Raw genomic sequence first — 14,731 nt, 5'->3', positions numbered from 1 at the left:
GGCAAAAAAGGGAAGAGGCCGCCATTCTAGCGGAAGCCGCAGCCGGCCGGCGGGCTAGCTGTAACGGGCGAGAATCTGCTGGTAGAGGCCGTTGCGCTGCAGCTGTTGCAGGCCGTTATTGAAGCGGTCACGCAGCTCGGGGGAGCGGAACAGCACACGGTAGGGCACGCGGGGAAACAGGTCGTGATATTTCACCTCGCGAGGTACTTCGTGAAAATCGGTCAGCAGCCGGCGGTTCATGTATTTGAAGATGTGGATATCGGCTACCACCACATCCACGCTGCCGCGGTAGAGCAGGCGATTCTGGTCCAGCTGGTTGCCGGTTTCGCTGTAGGCCGGATGCTGGCTTGCCAGGCTGGAAAACTCGGCACCCAGATAACGGTTGGCCATCGGGAAGGCCAGGATGCTGTAGTTGGCCAGGTCGGCGATATGCTTGAACTGCAGCTCGCGTGATGCCAGCGTGATGGCCTTGTCCTCGTAAGAGATGTAGACATCGGAATAGGCGCCATTGACACCGTAGCCCGGCAACATGGTGGCGATGGCCTGCACCGCCGGGTTGGCAAAAGCGTACGGCAGGCGCTTTTGTGCCAGGAACACCGGCTTGAGCTGCATACCGCCGGCTTCCAGAGCCGCACGGATGATGTCCACTTCGATGCCGCTTTCCAGCTGCGGGATCACATACGGCTCCAGCGATTCGCCAAATGCCACCACCAGTCCGCCCGCCCGCAGGCCGCCAGGCAGCAGGCAGCACAAGGCCAGCAGAAGGGAAACAAACAGTTTGTTGTTCATGCGTCGCCACCCTGCAGAATTATCATCAAGCACATGGCATTACGGTCGCTTCCATCCAGTATTTGACATGCCGCCGCACGCTGCAATGCAAATTGCAGCCGTGGCGCCAGCCTGTCCTGCCTTGCGATCAAATCCAGCTTTCCGGCAGGGTTATTATCCGGCTATGTCGATGAAAAAAAAGCCTTTTTTTGCTGAAACGCCAGCCGCTTTCTGGCACAATGCGCGGTTCCTTCAGAAATGCCGCCTTGACAATGACGCTTCCCGCAGCTCCGCAAGCCATCAACAGTTACCGCAAATACTGGGCCAGCCGTTTCGGCACCGCCCCGTTCCTGCCCACCAGCCGTGCCGAAATGGACGAACTGGGCTGGGACAGCTGCGACATCATCATTATCAGCGGCGACTGTTACATCGATCATCCCAGCTTCGGTATGGCGCTGGTTGGCCGCTTGCTGGAAGCGCAGGGCTTCCGCGTCGGCATCATTGCGCAGCCGGACTGGAACAGCGCCGAGGCCTTCCGCGAGCTGGGCAAGCCCAACCTGTTCTTCGGCGTTACCGCCGGCAACATGGATTCGATGATCAACCGCTACACCGCCGACCGCAAACCGCGCTCCGACGATGCCTACACCCCGCACGCGGCGCCGAACAAGCGTCCGGACCGCGCGGTGACGGTGTACGCGCAGCGCTGCCGCGAAGCCTATCCGGGCATCGGCGTGATGATCGGCTCCATCGAAGCAAGCTTGCGCCGCATCGCCCACTTCGATTACTGGAGTGACAAGGTGCGCCAGTCGGTGCTGGTGACCTCCAAGGCCGACATCCTGCTGTACGGCAATGCCGAGCGCGCACTGGTGGAGATCGCCCATCGCGCCGCCCGTGGCGAGAAGCTGTCGGAGATGCGCGACATCCGCGGTACCGCCTTTATGGTGCCGCACGGCTGGAAGCCGGACGACGAGTGGCAGGAGATGGATTCCAGTGTGGTGGACGTGCCGGGCAAGATCGACCCGCACCTCAACCCGTACCAGGAAATCCCGGAACAGGCAGCCGAGGCGACAGCCGGCAACGACCCAAGCAAGCCACAGGTGATCCGCATCGAATCGCGCGAAGAGCGACTGGCCAAGCGCCGCGCCGAACGCGCCAAGACCGTGATCCGCATCCCGTCTTACGAAGCGGTGGCGCATGATCCTGTACTGTACGCGCACGCCAGCCGCACCCTGCATCTGGAATCCAACCCGGGCAATGCCCGTGCGCTGGTGCAACTGCACGGCACGCGCGATGTGTGGCTGAACGCGCCGCCGATTCCGCTGACCACCGAAGAAATGGACTTCGTGTTCGGCCTGCCGTACGCGCGCAATCCGCACCCCAGCTACGGAGATGCTCACATCCCGGCGTGGGAAATGATCAAGTACTCGGTCAACATCATGCGCGGCTGTTTTGGCGGCTGTACCTTCTGCTCGATTACCGAGCACGAAGGCCGCATCATCCAGAGTCGCTCGGAAGAGTCGATCCTGAAAGAGATCGAGGAAATCCGCGACAAGACGCCGGGCTTTACCGGCCATATTTCCGATCTGGGCGGGCCGACGGCCAATATGTACCGCCTGAGCTGCAAGGACCCGAACATCGAGCGTTCCTGTCGCAAGCTGTCCTGCGTCTATCCGGACATCTGCGAGAACCTGGGCACCGATCACAGCCACCTGATCCAGCTGTACCGCAAGGCGCGCGCGCTGCCGGGGGTGAAGAAGATCAACATCCAGTCCGGCCTGCGCTACGACCTGGCGGTGAAATCGCCGGAGTACATCAAGGAACTGGTGCAGCACCACGTCGGCGGCTATCTGAAGATTGCACCGGAACACACCGAGGATGGCCCGCTGTCGAAGATGATGAAGCCGGGCATGGGCGCCTACGACAAGTTCAAGGAGCTGTTCGAGCGTTTCAGCCGCCAGGCCGGCAAGGAGCAGTACCTGATTCCGTACTTCATCGCCGCCCACCCGGGTACCAGCGATGAGGACATGGTCAACCTGGCGCTGTGGCTGAAGAAAAACAACTTCCGCCTCGACCAGGTGCAGACCTTCACTCCGACGCCGATGGCGCTGGCTACCACCATGTGGCACACCCGCCGCAACCCGCTCAAGCGCCTGTCGCGCAGCTCGGAAAAGGTGGACGTGGTGCGCGACGGCTACCGCCGCAAACTGCACAAGGCGCTGCTGCGCTACCACCATGCCGACAACTGGCAGATCATCCATGACGCGCTGATCAGCATGGGCCGCAGCGATCTGATCGGTCACGCCAAGCATTGCCTGATTCCGCCGACGCCGCCGGGCGACAAAGCCGCCGCGGCGCGCAACCGCTTTGCCCACCATGCGCCGGGCGCCAGCCGCGGCAAACCGCAAGGCCAGCGGGCACCGGCCGGCAGCCCGCGTGGCCAGGCCGGCAAGAGCTTTGCTGCCAAGCCGGCGGTTGCCAAGGCCGCCAGCGGCAAACCGGCCGCCGCCAAACCCAATGCCGGTCGCGGCGGTGGCGGCGCCAAGCCGGGCGGCAAGGTTGGCCGCAGCCGTTAAGCAGCAGGCCGCCCGTTGGGTGGCTGGACACAAAGCCCTTGTGCATCGCGCAAGGGCTTTGTTGTGAAAAACAACAAGGCAGCCGATGCAATCACCCCGCCGGGACGGCCCGGCGTGGCCGGGTCCGGCAACACCTTCACGCCGGATTATGACTGCACCCTGGGCAGCTTTTTGCTGCGCCGCGTGCCGCACCTTGCCACGCCGGTGCGGTCGAACCTCCATTCAGTATTTACCGCCGGAAAGCCCGAACATGCCCGCCATCGCCTTTGACAACAGTTACGCCCGCGAGCTGCCGCAGCACGCTACCCCCTGGCAGCCGGCGGTGCCGCGCGCGCCCAGCCTGCTGTACTGGAACGCGCCGCTGGCGGCGAGCCTGGGGCTGGAGGCGAGTGCTGTCGCCACGGAAACGTTGGCCGCATGGTTTTCCGGCGCCGAGTTGCCGGAAGGGGCCGAGCCGGTGGCGCAGGCCTACGCCGGCCACCAGTTCGGCGGCTTTTCGCCCAGCCTCGGCGATGGCCGTGCGTTGTTGCTGGGCGAGGTGATCGATCGCGCCGGCCAACGTCGCGACCTCGCTTTCAAAGGCAGCGGCCGCACGCCGTTCTCGCGCCGCGGCGATGGCAAGGCGGCAGTGGGGCCGATGCTGCGCGAGCTGATCATCGGCGAGGCATTGCACGCGCTGGGCATTCCCACCACCCGCGCGCTGGCGGTAGTAGCTACCGGCGAAGAGGTGTACCGCGACACCACGCTGCCGGGCGCGGTGCTGACCCGGGTCGCCGCCAGCCACATCCGCGTCGGCACCTTCCAGTACTTTGCCGCCCGCGGCGAGCTGGAACAGCTCAAGGCGCTGGCCGACTACACCATCGCCCGCCATTACCCGGCCGCGGCGGCGGCGGCCAACCCGTACCTGGCGCTGCTGCAAGGCGTCTGCACCGCGCAGGCGCGGCTGATCGCGCAATGGATGCACGCCGGCTTCATCCACGGCGTGATGAACACCGACAACATGACGCTGTCCGGCGAGAGCATCGACTTCGGCCCCTGCGCCTTCATGGATGGCTACAACCCGGACACCGTGTTCAGCTCCATCGACAGCCAGGGCCGCTACGCCTACGGCAACCAGCCGTGGATCGCGCAGTGGAACCTGGCACGGCTGGCCGAGGCGCTGCTGCCGCTGATCGCGCCGGACGACCCGGCCAGCGCGGTGCCGGCGGCGACCGAAGTGCTGGAGGGCTTCGCCGGGCAGTACCTGCAGCAGTGGCGTGAGCTGGGTTACCGCAAGCTGGGCCTGCCGGCGCATGACGGGCCGGGGCTACTGGAAGACTGGCTGGCGTTGCTGGCGGCGCAGGCGGCCGACCACACCCTGGCGTGGCGCTATCTGGCCGCCGCCGCCGCAGGCGATGGCAGCCGGCTGGCGGCGCAGTTTGCCGATCCGCAACCGTTGGCCGACTGGCTGGGGCAGTGGCGGGCGCAGTTGGCCGCCAGCGGCGCCACGCCGCAGCAGACGGCCGCCGCGCTGTGTGCGGCCAACCCGCTGTACATCCCGCGCAACCATCTGGTGGAAGAGGCGCTGGCGGCGGCCAGCGAACGCGGCGACATGGCGCCGGCCTTGCAGCTGCTGGCGGTACTGGCCGAGCCGTTCACCGAGCGCGACGGGCTGGCGCGCTACACCCAGCCGGCTCCGGCGGCACTGATGGCCGATTACCGTACTTTCTGCGGCACCTGACGCGGCCGCGCAGCCCGTTCCGGCAACGGATGTACCAAGCGTCGCGCCTTGTTTCGCGGCGGCCAGGCGGGCGATCCGCCGACGGTTGGGACAAAAACGTGCCGATCTGCGTCTGCCCGCTCGTGATGGCGGCGGCTTTATCGCTAGACTGCCCGCTTCACCACACGGGAGGCAGGCATGGCAACGCAGGATTTCCAGTTCAGCATGGGCAGTGACCCGCAGGCGCGGGCGGTGATTCAGCAGGGGCTGCGCGACTACAACATCGAGCACATCGGCGACTACGGCTACCGCGATGTCGAACTGTATGCCCGCGACGAGGCCGGCACGGTGGTCGGCGGGCTGTTCGGTCATTCCGGCATGGGCTGGCTGTACGTCGACTACCTGTGGCTGGCGGACGAGCAGCGCGGCGCCGGGCTGGGCGGGCAGCTGATGGCGCAGGCGGAAGAAGAAGCCCGGCGCCGCGGCTGTGGCGGGGTGTTCCTGTATACCTACAGCTTTCAGGCACCGGATTTCTACCGCAAGCTGGGCTTCCAGTTCATGGGCGTGCTGGACGATTGCCCGCCGGGCCACCAGCGCATCTACCTGAAAAAACCGTTGCGCTAACCGTGGCAAGGTTGGCCGCATGGCTGACCGCCTGCCGCCATCTGCCGTAACATGGCGGCAACGTATTGAGCGATGGCCATCATGATCCTGATCCATACCCCCAGCCCGAAAGAAGTGGCTGCCTATCTCGAGCTGTTCCGCGCCGCATTGCCGCGGCAGGTGTTTATCGCGCTGGACGAGATGCACGATCCCGCCGCGGTGGAGTACGTGATTACCTGGGGACCGCCGCCGGCCCTGTTTGCCGGCCTGCCGGCACTGAAGGCGGTGTTCGCGCTGGGCGCCGGGGTGGACAAGCTGCTGGCGCGCAGCGATCTGGCGCCGGCGACACCGATCTACCGGCTGCTGGATGGCGGCATGGCGCAGCAGATGGCGGAATATGTGCGCTTTGGTGTGCTGTCCTACCAGCGGCACATGGATGTCTACCGCCGGCAGCAGGCCGCCGGGGTGTGGAAGATGCTGGCGCCGAAGCTGGCGGCCGAGGTGCGCGTCGGCGTGCTGGGGCTGGGCGAGATCGGCCGCGCGGTGGCGCTGGCACTGGCGGCGGATGGCTATAGCGTCAGCGGCTGGAGCCGGACCCCGCGCCAGCTGGCGGGGGTGGATTGCCTGTTCGGCGACGAGGGGCTGGACGAACTGCTGGCCGGCAGCGATGTGCTGGCCTGCGTGCTGCCCTCGACGCCGGAAACGCAGGGGCTGCTGGATGCCGGCAAGCTGGCCGCCTTGCCGGCCGGGGCGATGCTGATCAACGCCGGTCGTGGCGATCTGCTGGATGAGGACGCCTTGCTGGCACTGCTGGACAGCGGTCATCTGCGCTGCGCGCAACTGGATGTATTTGCCAGCGAGCCGCTGCCGGCCGGCCACCGGCTGTGGTCCCATCCGGCAGTGACGGTGACGCCGCACATCGCCGCCATCACCCTGCGCCAGCAGGCGGTAGCGCAGATTGTGGCCAACCTGGCGCGGCTGGCGGCCGGCGGGGACGGTCTGGGGCGGGTGGTACGCGAGCGTGGCTACTGACCCCTGCGCCGCTGCTGGTTACCAACAACAAGGCCGGACTGTTGCCAGTCCGGCCTTGTCTTTAATGCGCGCGGGTTTACGGTTTGATCACGTGCCACACGCCGCCGATATTGTCGCCCATCATGTCGCCAGCCTGTTTGTCGCCCTGCCAGAAATACAGCGGCCAACCCTTGTAGCTCCACTGCTTGCTGCCATCGGCACGGTTGATGATGGCAAAGTCGTCATGCGGCTGGGCGCCCGGCGCCGCCAGATACGGCGGCCATTTGACGGCACAGTCGCCATTGCAGACACTGCTGCCGCTGCCGGCGCTGTCCTTGTCGAAGCGGTACAGGGTGCGGCCACCCATCGCGGCCAGTACGCCCTGATGGAACATCGCCGGTCCCATCATCTGGTTGCCCATCATGGCACCCTGGTTACCCATCATGCCGCTCTGGTTGCCCATCATCGGGCCTTTGCCCATATCGTCATCGTCATGCATGTAACCGTGGTGGCCATAGGCGGAACAGCCGCCCAGCGCGCCCAGTACCAGCAGGAAAAGCAGTGTGTTACGGCTCATGATCGTTCCTTTGCACGGTGATATTGCTAGGCCAACCATAGTCCACCCGCGGGCAATTACCAAATTGCGCCGCTTACTGGCGCATGCCCACCGCCAGCCGGTTGAAGGCATTCATCAGCGCCACGGCAAAAGTCAGGTCGGAGACTTCCTGCGCGCTGAAATGCGTCGCCAGCGGCTGGTAGTCGGCGTCGGCGGCATGGTTGTCCGGTAGTGCGGTCAATGCTTCCGCCCACTGCAGTGCCGCGCGTTCGCGCAGGCTGAACAGTGCGCTGGCATGCCAGCCGGCCAGCGCATCCAGCCGCTGCTGGGTTTCGCCACGGCTGCGCAGCGCGTCGGCGTGCATGGTCAGGCAGTAACTGCAGCCATTGATCTGCGAGATGCGCAGGTAGACCAGTTCGATCAGCGGCAGGCCCAGCGGGCTGGCTTCCAGTGCCTGCTTGCACTGGCGCAGGCCGGCCAGCGCGGTGGCGGAAAGCTGGTAGTAGGGCAGGCGTAAGGTGGACATGGCGATTCTCCTTCGGGTTTATACGCGGGCGGCGGGCAGGCCGCCCACCAGTTTCAGACTCAGCCTTTGCACCGCCGGCGCCAGCAGCAGCACCGCGGTGAAGGCCGCCGGCCAGGCCGCCACAAAGGCGCGGCCCCAGTGGGCGAAGTAGGCCGGGCCGGCGCCGAGGTTGAGCCAGGTCACCCAGGCGGTCATCAACAGCGACATCAGGCAGGACATCAACAGCGCAAACAGCAGGCGCAGACGCAGGGGGGCGGGCATGGTGGTAGCTCCTCAAGTAACGATGGCCACAGCTTAAACAACCGCGCTTTGTGCAAATAGCGCTAATATTTCAATATCAAATTGCAGGAATGGAATCATGCTGGACGATCTGGCGCTGTTCGTGAGCATCGTGGAAAGCGGCAGCCTGAATGCGGCCGCCGGTCGCGCCGGCATGCCGCCGGCCACGCTGACGCGGCGGCTGCAGCGGCTGGAGCAGCAGCTGGGCTGCCGCCTGCTGCACCGCAGTGCGCGCCGGCTGGTGCCCAGTAGCGAGGGCTGGCAATACTACGAACGCTGCCGGCCGCTGCTGGAATCATTGCGCCAAGCCACCGAGGCGCTGGACAGCAGCATCAACCACGTGGCCGGTACGGTGCGGGTGCTGGCGCCGGTAACGCTGGCCACCGGCGTGTTGCAGCCGGCTTGGGCCGGCTTCATGACCCGCTATCCGGACATCAACCTGGAGTTGCAGCTGAGCAACCAGCGCGAAGACCTGATCGGCAGCGGTGCCGATCTGGCGATCCGCGTCGGGCCGCTGCCGGACTCGCAGCTCAACCAGCGCCTGCTGGGGCGCGCGCCCACCGTACTGGTGGCGGCGCCCGCCTATTTGCAGCAGCGCGGTTGGCCGCAGCATCCGCACGATCTGGCCCGCCACGCCTTGCTGCTGGCCGAACCGCTGATGGAGTGGCGGCTGCAGCACCGCGCCAGCGGCGAATGGCTCAAGCTGCCGCCGCCGGCCAGCACCCGGCTGCGGGTCAACGAGATCCAGCTGGCGGTGGACATGGCCTGTGCCGGGTTGGGTATCCTGTATTGCCCGCTCAGCCAGGCCTACCGCGCGCTGGACGATGGCCGGCTGCTGCGGGCGCTGCCGGCGTGGCGCGGCGATGCGCGCGACATCTACGCGGTGTGGCCGCAGCAGCGCCACCTGCCGGCGCGGGTGCGCGCGCTGCTGGATTACCTGATCGATTTCACTGCCGGCCATCCGCTGTTTGCCGGCGAAGAGGTCTGAACCTGCCATTGGGGAGAAGCTCGATGAGCGATGTTGCACACACCCTGCACCAGTTGTACCGCCGCGCCCGTGCGCTGCAGCCGGCGGGCGCTATTACCGTGCTGCAGCTGACGGACGGCCACTGCGGTTTTGCCAGCGGCCACGCTATCGAGCCGGACAGCAGCTCGCTGCTGCCGCTGGGTTGCCGGCAGGTGGCGGCGCTGTTCCGCCATGCGCCGCCGACCGGGATGGAGATCGAACGCGCCATCATGCTGGTGGAAGACACGCTGGCGCCGGTGCGGCCAACGTTGGCCGCAGGCAGCCAGCTGTACTGCGCCGATGCCGGTGTGCGGACGCTGGCGGCCCATGCCGGCGTTAGCGGCGATGGCGAGTTGTGGTTGTCGACCGAACAGCTGGAGTACACCTTCGGCCGCTTTGCCGAGGTGGTGCAGGGGCGGCCGGCGGCGATGGAAGGGCTGCCAGTGGATGCCGACTTTGCGGCCGAGCTGCTGATCGTGCGCGAGCTGACCCACCACCTGGGTTTTGCCGGCATCCGGCTGCTGCCGTAATCACGCCTGGCGGCAGGCGACCCGCCGTGCCATCAGCCGGGCGCGGGTGTGGTCGTAGCTCCAGTTGAACACATAGGTGTAGGGCAGGAAGAACAGCAGCACGCCGACATCCAGCAGCAGCGCCTGCCACAGGCTGCACTCCAGCCACCACGCCACCAGCGGGATGGTCAGCAGCAGCATGCCGCCTTCGAAACCGATGGCGTGCAGACTGCGCACCGTCGGGTTGCGCTGCCAGTGATAGCGGCGCTCCAGCCGCTCGAACAGCGCATTGAACAGCATGTTCCACAGCATGGCGATGGTCGACATCATCAGCCCCAGCGCGCCAATGTGCGCCAGGTCGGCATCGCCCAGCCAGCTACCCAGCGGCACCAGTAGCGCCATGGCGCAAACTTCGTACAGCACGGCGTGAAAGATGCGTTCGCGCAGGGTTTTGTCGTCGTGTTGCATGTTGCGGCCAACCTGTTGCTATCGGAATGACAGTCAGTGTGATAGGTTTTCTGCGTAGATAACAATTAGGTTCTATCGGAGTAACCGATATGTCGATCGCCAGTGAAGCCTTGATCGCCTTCGTGCTGGCGGCGGAGCAGGGCTCGTTTTCCGCCGCCGCGCGCAGCCTGGGCAAGCGCCAGTCCACCATCAGCGAAACCATCGCCAATCTGGAGATCGATCTGGGGGTGGCGCTGTTTGATCGCAGCGGGCGCCAGCCGCAACTGACCGCCGCCGGTCAGTGCTTGTTGCCGTATGCACGACAGACGCTGACCACGCAGGACAGCCTGCGACAGCAGGCCCAACTGCTGGCCGAAGGGCAGGAGCCGCGGCTGACCATCGTGCTGTCCGATACCTTTCATACCGGCGATTTCGAGGCGGTGCTGGGCAGCTTTGCGCAGCGTTTTCCTCGGGTGGAGCTGGAATGTCTGGTGGGCGAACAGGACGATGTGCTGGCGCTGGTGCAAAGCGGGCGCGCGCATCTGGGCATGCTCACCGCGCAGCCGGCGTACAGCGCCGATCTGGCGCACCAGGCGCTGGCGCGGCCGGCAGAGACCTCGCTGTATGTGGCTACCGGCCATCCGCTAACACAGGTGGCCGCTCTGGACGAAACGGCGCTGCGCGACTGGCGCGAGCTGCGCTTGCGCACCTACCAGGACTTGCCGCAGCCGGACAGTGGCGGCCAGTGCTGGTCGGCGCCCAGCTATCTGTTGCTGATGGAAATGGCACTGCTGGGTTTTGGCTGGGCAGAGCTGCCGCACTGGCTGGTGGCGCGTTACGGCAGCGGCTTGCAGCCGCTGGCATTGCCGGGTTGGCCGCGGCAGCAGCGCATCGACGCGGTGTGGTCGCGGCGCCAGCCGCTGGGGCCGGCCGCCGCCTGGGTGCTGCAGGTGTTCGTTACGCCACCTGCGGCTTGAAGTTGTGCGGCCAACTTTGCGGGATGGCCTCCAGCAGCTGGCGGGTATACGGGTGCTGCGGCTTGGCATACAGCGTGTCGGCATCGCCCTGTTCCACGCAGCGGCCGTGCTGCATCACCAGTACTTGATCCGACAGATGCTTCACCACCGCCAGATCGTGCGAGATGAACAGATAGGACAGCCCCAGTTCATCCTGCAATTCCTGCAGCAGGTTGAGCACTTGCGCCTGTACCGATACGTCCAGCGCCGACACCGACTCGTCGCAGATCAGGATGTCCGGGTGCATGGTCAGGCAGCGGGCGATGGCGATGCGCTGGCGCTGGCCGCCGGAAAACTCGTGCGGATACTTGCCCAGCGCCTGGTGGCTGAGACCGACGCGTTCCAGCCAGTTGCCGGCCAGTTGTAGCCGCTCGGCGCGGTCGCGGCCGATGCCGTGCAGCAGCATCGGCTCGGTGAGAATCTGCGCCACGCTGAAGCGCGGGTTGAGCGAGGCATACGGATTCTGGAACACGATCTGGATGCGGCGCTTGTAGTCGCCCAGCTGGCGCGGCGACATCGCCAGCATGTCGTGGCCGGCAAACAATACCCGCCCGGCACTGGCAGCCTGCAGCCGCATCAGCGTCATCCCAAGCGTGGTCTTGCCGGAGCCGGACTCGCCGACGATGCCCAGCGTGCGGCCGCGCATCAGTTTGAACGACACATCCTGTACTGCCTGGCAGCAGTGCTTTTTGCCGAACCAGCCGTGGCGGCTGTGGTATTCGACGCTCAGGTTCTGCACTTCCAGAATCACCTCATCGTCCGGCAGGTAGCCGCGCTGGCGCTGCGGCGGCTCGCAGTAGCTGGCCTCGCCGAGAAAATCCTTGATCACCGGCAGCCGCGCCGGGCGGCGTGACAGGTGCGGGCGGCAGCACAGCAGCGCTTTGGTATACACGTCCTGCGGCGCTTCGAAGATCTGCCGCACCGGCGCGTGTTCGCGGATGGTGCCGTGGTGCATCACCACCACCTCGTCGGCGAACTGGCCGACCAGTTCCAGATCATGGCTGATGAACAGCACCGCCATGCCGTGCTTTTTCTGCAGGCTGGCCAAGAGCTGCAGGATCTGCTGCTGGATGGTGACATCCAGCGCGGTGGTCGGTTCGTCGGCGATCAGCAGTTTCGGCTCGCAGGCGATGGCCATGGCGATCATTACCCGCTGCTGCTGGCCGCCGGACAGCTGGTGCGGGTAGCTGCTCATCTTCAGGTCCGGCGTCGGCAGGCCGACTTCCTTCAGTAGCGCCACGGCGCGCTGGTACGCCGCCTTGCGGCCAACCCTGGTATGCAGCATCAGCGTTTCGATGATCTGTTCGCCCACGGTGTACACCGGGTTGAGCGAGGTCATCGGGTCCTGGAACACCATGGCGATATCGGCGCCGCGCAACTGGCGCAGTTCGCGGCGGCTGGCCGTCAGCAGGTTGCGGCCGGCAAACAGGATTTCGCTGCCGGCATCGATCTGGCAGCCGTGGGCCGGCAACAGCCGGGTAATCGCCATGGCGGTGACCGACTTGCCGGAACCGGACTCGCCGACCAGCGCCACGGTGCGCCCGGCCGGGATGTCGAAGCTGATGCCCTTGAGCGCCGGCACGCAATGGCCGTGCTCGTCGTGGAAGCTGACGCGCAGGTTGCGCACGCTGAGCAGCGGCGGGGGGGGCTGGGGTGTCACGATGTCGCTTTCAAGGCCGGTATCTGTTTTCACCTTGGCTTATTTCACTTTCGGGTCAAGCGCGTCGCGCAGGCTGTCGGTCAGCAGCGAGAAGGCGGTCACCAGCACCGACATCACTACGGTGACGGTCAGCATCTGCCACCAGTAGCCCTGTAGCAGTTCGGCCGGTGCCTCGGCCAGCATGGCACCCAGGCTTACCTGGGTGATGCCGACACCAAAACCGAGGAAGGACAGGATCGCCTCGTACTTGATCAGCGCTACGGTGAGCATGGAAAACTGCACCAGCAGCAGGTGGCTGACGTTGGGCAGGATGTGGTGGAACATGCGGCGACCGTGACTGGCGCCGATGGCATCGGCGGCGCGTACGTACTCGCGGCTCTTGTGCTTGAGAAACTCGGCGCGCATCAGCCGGTAGCTGCCGGTCCAGCTGGTCAGTGCCATCACCACCACCACGGTACCGATGCCGCGACCGCTGACGGCGGCAAAAGCCAGCAACAGCAGCATGTCCGGTACCGAGGTGAACACGCTGTAGCCCCACATCAGCAGGTCATCGAGCAGACCGCCGAAATAGCCGGACAGCGCCCCCAGCACGGTGCCGATAGTCAGCGCCAGCAATGCGCCGCTCAGGCCCACCAGCAGCGAGGTGGCGGTGCCTTGCAGTACTTTCTGCCGGATGTCGCGGCCGCGCTGGTCGGCCCCCAGTGGCAGGGTGTCGGCCTTGGGGGCCTCTTCGCTGTGGTATTGCGCCGCCTGCTGCTGCGCGGCGGCCATGTCGGCGGCCAGTGGGTCTTCGCTGGCGTCCAGACCGGTGGCGGCGCTGCTGTCGCTGCCGGCTGCCGCGCGGCGGCGCTGGTTGGCCGCATCGATATCGGCGGCGTTCAGCTCCACATGTTGTGGCCCGAGATTGGCGAACAGCGTCGGCGGCGCAAACGGTTTGGCGACTTCGTCCTGCCAGTGGCGGGCCAGCAGGCCGCTCCAGGCCGCCATTGCCAGCAACAGATACAGCGCGACGATACATAGTGAGCCAAAGCCGATACGGTCGCGACGCAAGCGGCGCCAGCCCTGGCGTGCCAAGCTGTTATGGGACGGCGGTGCCACGGTCAGTGGCAAGGGGTTGGATGAGGGCATGGCATCAGGACAGCTCGACCCGTGGGTCGATCAGTTTGTAGACGATATCGGCCAACAGGTTAAACAGCATAGTGGCCAGCGCAATGTAGATGGTAATGGCCTTGATGACCGGAAAATCGCTGCGGTCCACCGCCATGACCACTTCTTTGCCCATGCCCGGAATGGAAAAGAACGTTTCCAGCAGCATGGCCCCCATCATCAGGTAGGGCAGCGACATCATCAGCGAGGTAACCACCGGAATCATGGCATTGCGCAGCACATGCTTGAGCATGATCACCGGCTCGGACAGGCCTTTGGCGCGGGCAGTGCGCACGTAGTCGTGGTTCATCTCCTCGACGAAGCAGCTGCGGTAGAAACGGATGTCCGGCGCCAGCCCGACCACCACCCCCAGCAACAAGGGTAGCGGCAGGTAGTAGAGCAGGTTCTCGGCGATGCGGTCGCTCCAGCCCATGATCGGAAACAGCCCGGCCTTGTGCGCCAGCCAGTACTGGCCGGCAATGATATAGACCAGACCGCTGACCGACATGGCGCAGGTGGAAATCAGCGTCACCAGCCGGTCGGTCAGGCTGCCGCGTAGATAGGCCACCAGCGCGGCAATCACCACCGCCAGCACGGTACCCAGCAGCAGGATGCTGCCGGTCAGCAGCAGGGACGGGCCGATGCGGCTGTGCAGGATGCTGGTGACCGGTTGCTGGGTGGACCACGAGGTACCGAAATCCAGCGTCAGCACCTGTTTGACGAAAATGACAAACTGCTGCGGTAGCGACAGATCGAGTCCCAGCTGGTGGCGGATGTTGGCCAGTGCCTCGGGACTGAGGTTCTTGCCGGCGAGGATGTAGGACGGATCGCCGCCTACCCAGTTGAACAGCACGAACAGCAGCAGCATCACGCCGAACAGCGTCGGTACCATTTGCGCTACGCGGCGGATGATGAATGCCAGCATGATGGGT

General features: G+C 65.5%; 16 protein-coding genes. 8 read left to right on the top strand and 8 right to left on the bottom strand.

Translation table 11 applies throughout. The annotated features are described in order from the left end of the window. Positions 1 to 54: 54 nt before the first annotated feature. On the bottom strand, positions 55 to 789 hold the full coding sequence (locus HU218_RS01960) for a substrate-binding periplasmic protein (RefSeq protein WP_174873266.1): 735 nt from the start codon (positions 787 to 789) through the stop codon (positions 55 to 57). Positions 790 to 1,040: 251 nt separating this feature from the next. Between HU218_RS01960 and HU218_RS01955 the strand changes: the two genes are divergently transcribed. The 5 genes from HU218_RS01955 (at position 1,041) to HU218_RS01935 (ending at position 6,675) form a co-directional block, all read left to right on the top strand. Further along, the gene (locus HU218_RS01955; protein WP_174873265.1) at positions 1,041 to 3,341 is read left to right on the top strand and encodes a YgiQ family radical SAM protein; all 2,301 of its coding nucleotides are present in this window, start codon (positions 1,041 to 1,043) and stop codon (positions 3,339 to 3,341) included. A gap of 63 nt (positions 3,342 to 3,404) precedes the next feature. Next, a complete protein-coding gene (locus tag HU218_RS01950) occupies positions 3,405 to 3,611 on the top strand; it encodes a hypothetical protein (protein WP_174873264.1) in 207 nt (68 codons plus the stop codon). After that, positions 3,592 to 5,061, top strand: a complete 1,470-nt coding sequence (locus HU218_RS01945; RefSeq protein WP_174873263.1) for a protein adenylyltransferase SelO — start codon at positions 3,592 to 3,594, stop codon at positions 5,059 to 5,061. Before HU218_RS01950 ends, HU218_RS01945 begins: the two co-directional genes overlap by 20 nt. 177 nt (positions 5,062 to 5,238) lie before the next feature. Next, positions 5,239 to 5,664, top strand: a complete 426-nt coding sequence (locus HU218_RS01940) for a GNAT family N-acetyltransferase (protein WP_174873262.1) — start codon at positions 5,239 to 5,241, stop codon at positions 5,662 to 5,664. Positions 5,665 to 5,736: 72 nt separating this feature from the next. Further along, on the top strand, positions 5,737 to 6,675 hold the full coding sequence (locus tag HU218_RS01935) for a 2-hydroxyacid dehydrogenase (RefSeq protein WP_246210699.1): 939 nt from the start codon (positions 5,737 to 5,739) through the stop codon (positions 6,673 to 6,675). Between the two features lie 76 nt (positions 6,676 to 6,751). Here HU218_RS01935 and HU218_RS01930 read toward each other — a convergent pair whose 3' ends face one another. The 3 genes from HU218_RS01930 to HU218_RS01920 form a co-directional block, all read right to left on the bottom strand. Beyond that, positions 6,752 to 7,231: a COG4315 family predicted lipoprotein gene (locus HU218_RS01930; protein WP_246210698.1), complete on the bottom strand. Its 480-nt coding sequence runs from the start codon at positions 7,229 to 7,231 to the stop codon at positions 6,752 to 6,754. 73 nt (positions 7,232 to 7,304) lie between these two features. Continuing rightward, on the bottom strand, positions 7,305 to 7,736 hold the full coding sequence (locus HU218_RS01925; protein ID WP_174873261.1) for a carboxymuconolactone decarboxylase family protein: 432 nt from the start codon (positions 7,734 to 7,736) through the stop codon (positions 7,305 to 7,307). Positions 7,737 to 7,754: 18 nt separating this feature from the next. Continuing rightward, positions 7,755 to 7,997, bottom strand: a complete 243-nt coding sequence (locus HU218_RS01920; protein ID WP_174873260.1) for a DUF2798 domain-containing protein — start codon at positions 7,995 to 7,997, stop codon at positions 7,755 to 7,757. Positions 7,998 to 8,094: 97 nt separating this feature from the next. On the opposite strand from HU218_RS01920, the gene HU218_RS01915 reads away from it, so the two are divergent. Both HU218_RS01915 and HU218_RS01910 read left to right on the top strand, forming a co-directional pair. Further along, entirely contained in the window at positions 8,095 to 9,003 is a 909-nt protein-coding gene (locus HU218_RS01915) for a LysR family transcriptional regulator (RefSeq protein WP_174873259.1), read from the top strand. A 23-nt stretch (positions 9,004 to 9,026) separates the two neighbouring features. Continuing rightward, positions 9,027 to 9,551 carry a hypothetical protein gene (locus HU218_RS01910; protein WP_174873258.1) on the top strand — a complete coding sequence of 175 codons (525 nt, stop codon included), beginning with the start codon at positions 9,027 to 9,029 and terminating at the stop codon, positions 9,549 to 9,551. Here the strand turns inward: HU218_RS01910 and HU218_RS01905 are convergent, their stop codons facing one another. Then, positions 9,552 to 9,998 carry a multidrug/biocide efflux PACE transporter gene (locus tag HU218_RS01905; RefSeq protein WP_174873257.1) on the bottom strand — a complete coding sequence of 149 codons (447 nt, stop codon included), beginning with the start codon at positions 9,996 to 9,998 and terminating at the stop codon, positions 9,552 to 9,554. It abuts the gene before it with no gap. An 89-nt stretch (positions 9,999 to 10,087) separates the two neighbouring features. On the opposite strand from HU218_RS01905, the gene HU218_RS01900 reads away from it, so the two are divergent. Then, positions 10,088 to 10,954: a LysR family transcriptional regulator gene (locus HU218_RS01900; protein WP_174873256.1), complete on the top strand. Its 867-nt coding sequence runs from the start codon at positions 10,088 to 10,090 to the stop codon at positions 10,952 to 10,954. Here HU218_RS01900 and HU218_RS01895 read toward each other — a convergent pair. The 3 genes from HU218_RS01895 to HU218_RS01885 are packed head-to-tail and all read right to left on the bottom strand — an operon-like array spanning position 10,935 to position 14,724. Beyond that, positions 10,935 to 12,686, bottom strand: coding sequence for an ABC transporter ATP-binding protein (locus HU218_RS01895; RefSeq protein WP_246210697.1), 1,752 nt, complete (start codon positions 12,684 to 12,686; stop codon positions 10,935 to 10,937). The genes HU218_RS01900 and HU218_RS01895 overlap by 20 nt on opposite strands. 6 nt (positions 12,687 to 12,692) lie before the next feature. Next, positions 12,693 to 13,781 carry an ABC transporter permease gene (locus HU218_RS01890; protein WP_174873255.1) on the bottom strand — a complete coding sequence of 363 codons (1,089 nt, stop codon included), beginning with the start codon at positions 13,779 to 13,781 and terminating at the stop codon, positions 12,693 to 12,695. A gap of 4 nt (positions 13,782 to 13,785) precedes the next feature. Then, entirely contained in the window at positions 13,786 to 14,724 is a 939-nt protein-coding gene (locus HU218_RS01885; RefSeq protein ID WP_174873254.1) for an ABC transporter permease, read from the bottom strand. Between the last annotated feature and the right edge of the window lie 7 nt (positions 14,725 to 14,731).

The organism is Vogesella oryzae, from assembly GCF_902829295.1.
Taxonomy (GTDB): domain Bacteria; phylum Pseudomonadota; class Gammaproteobacteria; order Burkholderiales; family Chromobacteriaceae; genus Vogesella; species Vogesella oryzae.
This window is presented reverse-complemented; position numbering and strand designations above follow the sequence as displayed.

What these genes read in the sequence shown, in the direction of transcription:
- HU218_RS01930 (WP_246210698.1), bottom strand. Translation starts at nt 7,231, where the DNA reads ATGAGCCGTAACACACTGCTTTTCCTGCTGGTACTGGGCGCGCTGGGC.
- HU218_RS01960 (WP_174873266.1), bottom strand. Translation starts at nt 789, where the DNA reads ATGAACAACAAACTGTTTGTTTCCCTTCTGCTGGCCTTGTGCTGCCTG.
- HU218_RS01910 (WP_174873258.1), top strand. Translation starts at nt 9,027, where the DNA reads ATGAGCGATGTTGCACACACCCTGCACCAGTTGTACCGCCGCGCCCGT.
- HU218_RS01955 (WP_174873265.1), top strand. Translation starts at nt 1,041, where the DNA reads ATGACGCTTCCCGCAGCTCCGCAAGCCATCAACAGTTACCGCAAATAC.
- HU218_RS01890 (WP_174873255.1), bottom strand. Translation starts at nt 13,781, where the DNA reads ATGCCCTCATCCAACCCCTTGCCACTGACCGTGGCACCGCCGTCCCAT.
- HU218_RS01925 (WP_174873261.1), bottom strand. Translation starts at nt 7,736, where the DNA reads ATGTCCACCTTACGCCTGCCCTACTACCAGCTTTCCGCCACCGCGCTG.
- HU218_RS01935 (WP_246210699.1), top strand. Translation starts at nt 5,737, where the DNA reads ATGGCCATCATGATCCTGATCCATACCCCCAGCCCGAAAGAAGTGGCT.
- HU218_RS01885 (WP_174873254.1), bottom strand. Translation starts at nt 14,724, where the DNA reads ATGCTGGCATTCATCATCCGCCGCGTAGCGCAAATGGTACCGACGCTG.
- HU218_RS01900 (WP_174873256.1), top strand. Translation starts at nt 10,088, where the DNA reads ATGTCGATCGCCAGTGAAGCCTTGATCGCCTTCGTGCTGGCGGCGGAG.
- HU218_RS01920 (WP_174873260.1), bottom strand. Translation starts at nt 7,997, where the DNA reads ATGCCCGCCCCCCTGCGTCTGCGCCTGCTGTTTGCGCTGTTGATGTCC.
- HU218_RS01915 (WP_174873259.1), top strand. Translation starts at nt 8,095, where the DNA reads ATGCTGGACGATCTGGCGCTGTTCGTGAGCATCGTGGAAAGCGGCAGC.
- HU218_RS01945 (WP_174873263.1), top strand. Translation starts at nt 3,592, where the DNA reads ATGCCCGCCATCGCCTTTGACAACAGTTACGCCCGCGAGCTGCCGCAG.
- HU218_RS01940 (WP_174873262.1), top strand. Translation starts at nt 5,239, where the DNA reads ATGGCAACGCAGGATTTCCAGTTCAGCATGGGCAGTGACCCGCAGGCG.
- HU218_RS01905 (WP_174873257.1), bottom strand. Translation starts at nt 9,998, where the DNA reads ATGCAACACGACGACAAAACCCTGCGCGAACGCATCTTTCACGCCGTG.